At 44.0% G+C, this 10043-nt stretch carries 11 protein-coding genes and 1 tRNA gene; 7 read left to right on the forward strand and 5 right to left on the reverse strand.

Annotated elements, in window-relative coordinates; all coding sequences use genetic code 11:
- Positions 1-2: 2 nt before the first annotated feature.
- Positions 3-224 carry a hypothetical protein gene (locus KL866_RS08085; protein WP_214994517.1) on the forward strand — a complete coding sequence of 74 codons (222 nt, stop codon included), beginning with the start codon at positions 3-5 and terminating at the stop codon, positions 222-224.
- 75 nt (positions 225-299) lie between these two features.
- Here KL866_RS08085 and KL866_RS08090 read toward each other — a convergent pair whose 3' ends face one another.
- From KL866_RS08090 to lolB, 4 genes are all read right to left on the reverse strand, one after another.
- Positions 300-1247 (reverse strand): ribose-phosphate pyrophosphokinase, encoded by a 948-nt coding sequence (locus tag KL866_RS08090; protein WP_025254777.1) that lies wholly within the window; start codon positions 1245-1247, stop codon positions 300-302.
- Positions 1248-1280: 33 nt separating this feature from the next.
- Positions 1281-1356, reverse strand: a tRNA-Gln gene (locus tag KL866_RS08095).
- A 33-nt stretch (positions 1357-1389) separates the two neighbouring features.
- Positions 1390-2283 carry a 4-(cytidine 5'-diphospho)-2-C-methyl-D-erythritol kinase gene (ispE, locus tag KL866_RS08100; RefSeq protein WP_025254778.1) on the reverse strand — a complete coding sequence of 298 codons (894 nt, stop codon included), beginning with the start codon at positions 2281-2283 and terminating at the stop codon, positions 1390-1392.
- Positions 2283-2909: a lipoprotein insertase outer membrane protein LolB gene (lolB, locus tag KL866_RS08105; protein ID WP_025254779.1), complete on the reverse strand. Its 627-nt coding sequence runs from the start codon at positions 2907-2909 to the stop codon at positions 2283-2285. The genes ispE and lolB overlap by 1 nt, the downstream gene beginning before the upstream one ends.
- A gap of 131 nt (positions 2910-3040) precedes the next feature.
- Here lolB and hemA point away from each other — a divergent pair, with 131 nt between their 5' ends.
- From hemA to kdsA, 6 genes are all read left to right on the forward strand, one after another.
- The gene (gene hemA, locus KL866_RS08110; protein ID WP_025254780.1) at positions 3041-4312 is read left to right on the forward strand and encodes a glutamyl-tRNA reductase; all 1272 of its coding nucleotides are present in this window, start codon (positions 3041-3043) and stop codon (positions 4310-4312) included.
- A 19-nt stretch (positions 4313-4331) separates the two neighbouring features.
- A complete protein-coding gene (prfA, locus tag KL866_RS08115; protein WP_025254781.1) occupies positions 4332-5417 on the forward strand; it encodes a peptide chain release factor 1 in 1086 nt (361 codons plus the stop codon).
- Positions 5418-5453: 36 nt separating this feature from the next.
- On the forward strand, positions 5454-6293 hold the full coding sequence (gene prmC / locus KL866_RS08120; protein WP_214994519.1) for a peptide chain release factor N(5)-glutamine methyltransferase: 840 nt from the start codon (positions 5454-5456) through the stop codon (positions 6291-6293).
- 149 nt (positions 6294-6442) lie between these two features.
- Positions 6443-8005 (forward strand): response regulator, encoded by a 1563-nt coding sequence (locus KL866_RS08125; protein WP_025254783.1) that lies wholly within the window; start codon positions 6443-6445, stop codon positions 8003-8005.
- 374 nt (positions 8006-8379) lie between these two features.
- The gene (locus tag KL866_RS08130; RefSeq protein ID WP_025254784.1) at positions 8380-8751 is read left to right on the forward strand and encodes a SirB2 family protein; all 372 of its coding nucleotides are present in this window, start codon (positions 8380-8382) and stop codon (positions 8749-8751) included.
- A gap of 20 nt (positions 8752-8771) precedes the next feature.
- Positions 8772-9626: a 3-deoxy-8-phosphooctulonate synthase gene (gene kdsA / locus KL866_RS08135; RefSeq protein ID WP_214994521.1), complete on the forward strand. Its 855-nt coding sequence runs from the start codon at positions 8772-8774 to the stop codon at positions 9624-9626.
- A gap of 61 nt (positions 9627-9687) precedes the next feature.
- On the opposite strand, the gene KL866_RS08140 is transcribed toward kdsA, so the two are convergent.
- Complete coding sequence (locus KL866_RS08140) at positions 9688-9966, reverse strand: hypothetical protein (protein WP_025254786.1); 279 nt, start codon at positions 9964-9966, stop codon at positions 9688-9690.
- Between the last annotated feature and the right edge of the window lie 77 nt (positions 9967-10043).

Here is a 10043-nt window from a genome sequence, read left to right on the forward strand (position 1 = left end):
AAATGCCGGATGTTGACGTTGAATCTGGTGAACTTCCGGAGTATGAAGTAAAGAAAACCGATGAGGGACAAATGCCGGATGTTGACGTTGAAGGTGGTGAAATGCCTGAGTATGACGTTGATACTATGGACGTGGACGTAAAAACAGAGACTAAAGAAGTTGAAGTGCCTGTCGTTGACGTCGATATGCCTGAAGACGACGAAGAAGACGAAACGGGTAACTAAACAAAATTTCCCGTAAAAGAAGCGAGTGAAACAGTGCAATTTTTCAACACTGTTTCACTCGTTTTTTAGTCTGAATTAGTATTCAAACATCGCTGAAATAGATTCTTCGTTGCTAATGCGACGAATGGTTTCAGCAAGCATTTCAGAAAGAGTAAGCTGTTTTACTTTTCCGATTTGCTTCATATCCGCACTTAATGGAATTGAGTCGGTAACGATAATCTCGTCAATAACAGACTCTTTAAGGTTGTTTGCAGCGTTACCCGAAAAAATAGCGTGAGTAGCGTAAGCGTAAACACGGCGAGCACCATGCGCTTTAAGTGCTTCTGCCGCTTTAGCAAGCGTACCGCCTGTATCAATCATGTCATCAACGATGATGCAATCTCTGTCTTTCACGTCGCCAATAATGTTCATTACCTGTGCTACGTTCGCCTTAGGGCGACGTTTATCGATAATGGCAAGATCAGTGTCGTTTAGTAGTTTGGCAGTAGCACGTGCACGCACAACACCACCAATATCCGGAGACACTACCACAGGATCGGCAAACTCACGTCTTACCATATCAGCAAGAAGGATAGGAGTACCGAAAGCGTTATCTACCGGCACATCAAAGAAACCTTGAATTTGTTCGGCATGTAGGTCAATTGTTAAAACGCGGTCAACACCTACGTTAGACAGGAAGTCAGCTACTACTTTCGCAGTAATTGGCACCCTAGCTGAACGAACACGACGGTCTTGGCGTGCATAACCAAAATATGGAATTACTGCTGTAATACGACCAGCTGATGCGCGACGTAGTGCGTCGATCATCACAATAAGTTCCATTAGGTTATCGTTAGTAGGTGCGCACGTAGACTGGATAATAAAAACGTCCGAGCCACGGACGTTTTCATGAATTTCTACGCTGATTTCACCGTCACTGAAACGGCCAACTTTGGCATTTCCAAGTTTGGTGTAGAGGCGATCGGCAACTTTCTGGGCAAGTTCTGGTACGGCATTACCTGCAAAGAGCTTCATATCTGGCACAAGTGGTTCCTCAGTGCGTTGATAAAAGAGGTTTGGCTGGGGTAGCAGGACTCGAACCTACGAATGGCGGGATCAAAACCCGCTGCCTTACCAACTTGGCTATACCCCAATTTTTAAGTTCTTGTCCGATGTGGCGTACACACTATTTTTGTTGTTCTAATTTGTCTAATAGCGGTGAGCGATTCACACCTTTTGCGATAAAACTCTGCCAAGCTTTGGGCATTTGAGCCCTAACTTGCTCGGCTAAAGTGTAGTCATAAAAAGTGGCAAACACGCATGCACCTGTGCCCGTCATTCGCGACGGTGCGTAGTGTACCAACCACTGTAATAATTTTGCAACTTCAGGATAGCGATTAACGACTAATTGCTGACAATCATTCCAAGTTTTTTCGAATTTATAGTCTTCCCAACGTATCGCCGGTGTATTTCTGGGCAAATCGGGTGAAGTAAACACCTCCGCCGTACTTACATGAACATTAGGGTTCGCCACAAGGAAATACTGTTCTTGTTGTGGTGCTGGCGTTATATCTTCACCAACACCCCCAGCAAATGCTGTCAGTCCTCGCACGAAAATAGGTACATCTGCACCTAACGCTAGCCCTAGCTCGGCAAGTTCGTCTTCGTTTAGCCCTGTACTCCATAAATGATTCAGTGCCACTAGCGTTGTTGCAGCATTCGATGATCCCCCACCAATGCCTCCGCCCATAGGAAGACGTTTATCTATAGAAATAACGGCGCCTTTATTACATTGGGTTTTAGTTGCCAGTAATCGCGCTGCTTTTATTATCAAATTATCATCGTCGGGTACGCCGTCTAATGGCGTTTCCATTCTAATGTTTGTGCTTTCTGTACTTTCTGTGCTTTCTGTTTTTTCTTTGCTTACGTCGAAGGCTAGTGCATCACCGTAATCCAGCATTTGAAACAAGCTTTGTAGCTGGTGGTAACCGTTGTCGTACCGGCCAAGTATATGTAAAAAGAGATTAAGTTTAGCGGGCGAAGGCCACCAGTCTTTTTGTGTTGTAACAAATGAGTTCACTACAGATTCCACTGATAAATTTTAATTTTTAGCTGGGTTAGAGGCATATTCGGCGTTTCGTTTTGGGTTAACGTTATGCTGTGAGGAAGCCATACTGACTCTCCATTCTCCACGTCAACGCTGCCATAGTTGCTGTAAGCTACTTGCCAATTGCGGCAACCTTGACAATAGCTTTCAAGCGTATTTACCAAACCTTTCTCAGTTAGCGTGAATTTATCACCTTCCAGCGGTAAGCCCTTTACCCAAGACAATAGCGATTCTACTGGTATCAACATACCTGTTACTTGATAGATTAATGGTTCCGGCAGGGCGTCTACATACGTTTCGCCGTTAGCTACTAGTACCGATTTATGTTCAGAAACGTTTAAGTTAACTAAGCTAACCCCTAAGAAATTGGTTAATCGAAAATCAAAATCACCAAAATCGTTTTTCCATACCAAATTAAGACTGGCGGCTTCTTTTCCTTGGCGAAAGGCAATTTTGCCGCGCATTTGCCATTTCTGTACTTCAGCCACTTTCTCTAGTTGCGCCGTGAGGTTTACCGCGTGTTCTGGGCCTTTGGGAGCGGTTGTACATGCACTTAATACTAAGCAAAATGTCAACAATAGGGAAAATAAGCGAATCATTAAGGCATGCTACCTGTTTAAAAATACAACACATTTAATTGTGACATTATGGGAACACAGTTTCACCAACACTTTCAATCATTTTGCGTTTTTCGTACAATGCCGCTCCGACGTTGCCAGCACAGATTTTAATGACTTTACTCGCCCTCGGTATTAACCACAAAACAGCACCAGTAGCACTTCGCGAAAAAGTGGCCTTTACACCAGACTCTCTGGTGGAAGCGCTTGCGGGTTTAAAAAAGCTGGATGGCATAGATGAGTCTGTCATTGTATCCACCTGTAACCGCACTGAACTTTACGTCAATACCCAGGACGATACAGGACAAAAGCTACTACAATGGTTAAGTGACTTTCACCACTTAGACATAGAAGAGATTGCCAATAATAGCTATGTGCTTGAACAAGACGAAGCAGTAAAGCACATTATGCGAGTAGCCAGCGGCCTTGATTCACTTATTTTAGGTGAGCCTCAGATATTAGGGCAAGTAAAGCAGGCGTTTGGTGATGCTAAGCATTCGGGTATGGTGAGCAGCGAGTTTGATAAGTTGTTCCAACATACTTTTTCGGTGGCGAAACGCGTTCGCAGTGAAACTGATATAGGTGCAAATGCGGTAAGCGTAGCTTACGCGGCTGTCCAGCTTGCGAAGCATATTTTTGCCGAGCTACCCAAGCGTTCAGTATTATTGGTGGGAGCAGGTGAAACCATAGAATTGGTTGCTCAGCACTTAAAGGAGCAGGGCGTAAGCTGCTTAGCGGTGGCGAATAGAACTGTGGCGCGAGCAGAGGCCTTAGCCGAAACACTAGATGCGAGCGTGTTTACCTTGTCGCAAGTGCCCGAGCACTTAAAAGATTTTGATATCGTGATAAGCTCTACCGCGAGCCAACTGCCTTTAATTGGCAAGGGTATGGTGGAAAAAGCGCTTAAACAACGTAAAAACATGCCTATGTTTTTGGTCGACCTTGCAGTACCGCGAGATATAGAGTCAGAGGTTAATGAGCTAGGCGATGCCTATCTTTATACAGTCGACGACTTGCAGCACATTGTTCAAAAGAATTTAGAAAACCGCGAGCAAGCTGCGAAAGAAGCTGAAAAGCTTATCGACAAGCAAGCCGGCGACTACATGACATGGAAACAGTCGCAGCAATCTATAGATTTAGTAAGACAGTATCGCCAAAAAGGCATGGCGCAGCGTGACGATATTGTGGAAAAAGCCAAAGCGCAATTAGCGGAAGGTAAGAATGCCGAAACGGTATTAGAAGAAATGGCGTATAAACTAACCAATACGCTGTTGCATTCAACAACCCTAGCGTTACGCGAAGCTGCCATGCACGATGACCCGGCGTTAAGCCGTTGGATGGGACAGGCATTAGATTTATCTGACTTATCGTCAGACGAAAATTAAATAAGGTAATAAGAAGCATATGAAAGAGTCGGTAGTTAGGAAACTCGAACACTTAGTCGAGCGTTTCGAAGAAGTTCAGGCGTTACTCGGTGACCCTGAAGTTATCGGCAATCAGGATAAGTTTCGCAACTTGTCAAAAGAGTTCAGTCAGCTAGAAGATGTTGTTGCTGGTTTTAATGCATATCAACAAGCACAAGAAAACTTAAGTTCAGCGCAAGAAATGCTGAATGAAGACGATGCTGAAATGCGTGAAATGGCACAAGAAGAGATGAAAGAAGCTAAGGCAGAAATTGAACGCCTAGAAACTGAGCTTCAGGTTTTACTTCTGCCTAAAGATCCAAACGATGACAATAACTGCTTCTTAGAAATTCGCGCAGGGGCTGGTGGTGACGAAGCGGCAATATTCGCAGGCGATTTATTCCGTATGTATAGCCGTTACGCAGAAAGCCGCGGTTGGCGTGTTGAGTTGGTGAATGCCAACGAAAGTGAACATGGCGGCTATAAAGAGGTGGTTGCGAACGTTAGTGGTGAGGGCGTTTACGGTGTGCTGAAGTTTGAGTCGGGCGGTCACCGCGTACAGCGTGTACCTGAGACCGAATCACAGGGTCGTATTCACACGTCAGCGTGTACTGTTGCAGTATTGCCTGAGATTCCTGAGTCTGAAGCTATCGAAATCAACCCGGCTGAGCTTCGTATTGATACCTTCCGCGCATCGGGTGCAGGTGGTCAGCACGTTAACAAAACTGACTCTGCTATTCGTATTACTCACTTGCCAACAGGCTTGGTTGTAGAGTGTCAGGACGAACGTTCACAGCATAAAAACCGTGCTAAGGCTATGTCAGTACTTCAAGCGCGTTTAAATCAAATTGAAGAAGAAAAGCGCGCGGCGGAAGAAGCTTCTACCCGTAAGAGCTTAGTAGGTAGTGGTGACCGCTCAGAGCGTATTCGTACTTATAACTTCCCGCAAGGTCGCGTTACCGATCACCGTATCAACCTGACTATCTATCGTTTAGATGAAGTAATAGAAGGGGACCTAAAACAGCTAGTCGATCCGATTTTGCAAGAACATCAGGCAGACTTGTTAGCCTCGCTTTCTGATGAGTAACTTCGTCTTGCAGCAAAAATAGCGTTAAAACAAATAATGCGCATTGATAACGCCCTAACGTGGGCTGTAAAGCAACTAGAGGGTGGTGAGTCACCCTCTGTTGATGCAAAAGTCATGTTGGCGAATATTTTAGACAAGTCACAAACGTATCTGTTTACGTGGCCTGATAAAATGTTAAACGCAACAGAAAAAGCTGAGTTTGAAAACGCTGTTGCTAAGCGAAAACGCGGAGAGCCTGTTGCCTACATTATTGGTAAGCGCGATTTCTGGACCCTGTCACTCTTTACCTCGCCAGATACGTTAATACCGCGCCCCGATACTGAAGTACTCGTTGAACATGTACTTAATTGGGCTAATGAAAACCCATCTAACGCTTTATCAATTTGCGACTTGGGAACGGGGACGGGCGCTATCGCCTTGGCTTTAGCCAGCGAAATCCCTGAAGCATCGGTTACCGGAGTGGATTTTCAGCAAGGGGCGGTGAATTTAGCAACCCGAAATGCAGAAGCTAATGGCATAACCAATGCACAATTTATGCAAAGTGATTGGTTCAGTGCGCTTACAGGCCAAACCTTCGACATGATTGTGTCGAACCCCCCGTACATTGAAGAAACTAGCCCATATCTTAATGAAGGTGACGTACGTTTTGAGCCTAAAACAGCGTTAACCTCAGGATGTGATGGTCTAGACGACATTAAACACATCATAAATAACGCGCCTCAATTCCTCAACAAAGGTGCGTTACTTGCCTTTGAACACGGATTTGACCAAGGGACTGTGGTTAACACTTTGCTCGCAGATGCGGGGTTTGTTGACGTCAAAACCATCAAGGACTACGGCGATAACGATCGAGTGACCTTAGGTCAGTGGCTTTAATCTCTTTTACCACGCGCTATATTTGCAAAACATTTAAGAAATAAATTGCGAACTTGCTAATATTGGGTTTTACATTAGTATTTGACTAGCTTCTATTAAAACGCAAAAGCATTAAGCTAAACAATCTCTTGCAATACAGGACGTACCAGATGAATGATGACTTTCTTTTCGCAGAAGACGACGATGAAAACGAAGTGGAAGATCTGGGCAGGTGGAAAGTGCTCATTGTTGATGATGAGCCTGAAGTTCATGCCGTCACCAAGCTGGCGCTAAATGACTTTACTTTAAATGGTAAAGGTCTTGAATTTGTTAGTGCATTCAGTGGCGAAGAAGCTAGGGTAATTTTCGAAACTCATGATGACATAGCTGTTGTGCTACTTGACGTTGTAATGGAAACCGACGACGCTGGCCTTAAATTGGCAGACTATGTTCGCAACGAACTCGACAATCACTTCACTCGTATCATCTTGCGTACTGGTCAACCGGGCCAAGCACCGGAAAAAGATGTCATCATCAATTACGATATTAATGATTACAAACCTAAAACTGAGTTAACGGCGCAGAAACTTTTTACGGTTATCATTGCGGCGCTTCGTTCTTATCGCGATATTATTGTTATTGATGAAAATAGACGTGGCCTAGAAAAAATCATAGATGCTTCTGTCGATTTATTCTCTAGTCGTTCCCTTGAAAAGTTCATGCAGGGCATTATTCAACAGCTTGCTTCTATTTTAGGGTGCTCTAAAGACGCTGCTTATATCACTACTGCAGTTGCCACTACATCTCGTACTATCAATGTGAATAATGCCAACTGCAAAGACGACGAATTGTATGTGTTTGCTGGAAATGGCGAGTATGCCAGCAAAGAAGGTGTACCACTAAAAGACGCGATTAGCGCCAAAGAATACGCGCTGTGCACAAGAGCGATGCGCGAAAAGCAAATTGTATATGCAGAAGATCATGTCGTGGCCTATTGCAACAGTAAAAGTCACAACGGAGCATTGCTATATTTATCTGGCTTGCCAAGACGAGTCGGGGATAATGACCGACATCTAGTGAAACGCTTTTCAGAGAGCGTCCAGCTTGCTTTTGATAACGTACTTAAAGCTATTGATATTGAAGCAACGCAAAAAGAAATCATTGAACGTTTAGGCCGCGCGCTAGAGCATGAATCTAATTCCTCTAATCATCTCACTAGAATGGTAGAGATGGCACAGATCCTAGCTGAAAAAGCCGGGTTGAGCGAACAAGACGTTCAGGCCCTACGCCTTGCTGTGCCTCTTCATGACATTGGTACATCTGCTGTGCCAAAGTCTATTTTACAAAAGACGACACCGTTAAGTGATGACGAAGTTTTTAAAATTCAACAGCATGCGGAGTTTGGGTACCAGATTTTGCGGGACTCAAGCCGGCCAACTATTCAACTTGCTGCGATGCTGGCAAAGCAGCATCATGAACGTTGGGATGGAAAAGGGTATCCAGACGGACTCACAGGCGAGGAAATAGACATCAAAAGCCGTATTTCCACATTAGTTGATGTGTTCGATGCACTTTTGAATGTAAGGCCTTATAAGCCGGCGTGGACAATTGACAAAGTTGAAGCGGTGCTAAAACTGGAAAGTGGTAAACACTTCGACCCTCATTTGGTACAATGCATGCTAGATAACCTTCCAGCATTTATTGCCATACAAGCGCGGTTTCCCGACGTGTAAACGCTCTTCTTTACGAAAGTACGGAAAAGTTTGAGTGTAATTGTTGCTACAAGACAATCACTTAGAATTGGCGGATGTTTGTAATAAGTTGACTTGATTTTCCGTTATTTACGTAATGTTATACGTTACAATAGAGACTTCAAAATAGGCATCTTAAATACAAAGGAAGACTCGCGCTAAAAGCCCCTTTTTTTGAATTGACTGCTCGTATACTAGAGGCTGATAGGCTTCATTATACAAAAAAGTTTGCTGCGTTTCTCTGCACTTCACAGTGTACCGTGAATAACAGCCCTTAAAGTACTAGTTTTGCTCATTAACAATCGTGTTAATGTTACGAGTAAAAGCTGCCTAACAAATAAGAACAGGAACATACTATGTACATGATGGCAAAACACCTTCATTTAACCGCCGTTGGCTTAAGCATTTTATTTTTTGTCTTTCGTTTTATATGGAGCCAATTCGACGCTTCTGCCTTGAGTAAAAAATGGGTAAAAATTCTTCCTCATATCATTGATACCGTGCTATTAGCCAGCGCAATTTGGCTGTGTTTTATTCTGTCTCAATACCCGTTTGTAAACGCATGGCTTACGTTCAAGGTAATAGGCGTAGTGCTGTACATTGTGTTTGGATTGTTTGCGCTTAAAAAGGCTAAGACAAAGTTAAGCAAGTGGGGCTTTTTCGTGGCAGCACTGGCGGTGCTAATGGCAACGGCGATGGTTGCGGTTACCAAACAGCCTCTTTTTTAAGATTTAACTGGAAATAGATAATGTCTGAATCTCAACAGATTATTAATGTAGGTAACGTCGAGGTTGCCAATCATTTACCCTTCGTACTGTTCGGAGGGATGAACGTACTTGAGTCTCGCGACCTAGCGATGCGTATTGCTGAGCAATATGTTGAAGTAACACAAAAGCTCAATATTCCTTACGTTTTTAAAGCCTCATTTGATAAGGCTAACCGTTCATCGGTTACCTCGTATCGCGGCCCTGGAATGGAGGAAGGGTTGCGTATTTTTGAGGAAATTAAGTCGACGTTTAACGTTCCACTTATTACTGACGTGCACGAACCGGAACAAGCGGCGCCGGTAGCCGAAGTAGTTGATGTTATTCAATTGCCAGCGTTTCTAGCTCGCCAAACCGATCTTGTGGTTGCAATGGCAAAAACAGGTAGCGTAATAAACGTTAAGAAACCTCAGTTTTTAGCACCCCATGAAATGCGCCATATAATTGGTAAGCTTGGCGAAGCGGGCAACGATAAGGTTATTCTTTGCGAGCGCGGTAGCTGCTTTGGCTACAACAATCTCGTTGTAGATATGCTGGGTATGGACGCAATGAAAGAATATGCGCCTGTAATCTTTGATGCGACTCACGCACTACAAATGCCAGGTGGTCGAGCAACGTCTGCAGACGGGCGACGCGCGCAAGCGGCACAGTTAGCAAGAAGCGGTATGGCGTTGGGCTTAGCGGGATTGTTCATTGAAGCACATCCTAACCCTGATGAGGCTTTGTGTGACGGACCTTGTGCACTGCCGTTGGCAAAGTTAGAGCCATACTTGCAGCAAATGAAAGCGTTAGATGAACTAGTGAAAGGTTTTGACGCGTTAGATACAAGTAATACCTAAGCAGTTGTTGATGGCGTATGCCGGTGCAAGCACCGGCATGCGTATCAGGTGTGTGAGTAGCTTATTCCGCTTCAGAAACGTTTACGCGCTCTTCACCCTTTGCCATTGCTAGTAAGTTTTTGTGAAGCTGAATTTGGATCTCTTCAGCTAATATTGCTTTTGATTGTTTCTTTACAACGATGTGCGCATCGTTTTCAGGTAACACTTCAGCCATTTTTACACTGGTCATTGCCGTGTTAATTAATGATTGAAGATTGATCTTTTCTGGTTGTACGTTAGCATTTGCAGCAGCGCTTGCAAAAGCCATTACAGAAACGCTAGCTAAAAGTAATTTTTTCATTTTCACACCTAATAAAAATAATTAAAAATTTGTTGGTAAATGTTAAAATGTTTAACATTTAATCACCATAATGTCTG

The sequence above is a fragment of the Alteromonas sp. ALT199 genome, from assembly GCF_018619335.1.
GTDB lineage: Bacteria > Pseudomonadota > Gammaproteobacteria > Enterobacterales > Alteromonadaceae > Alteromonas.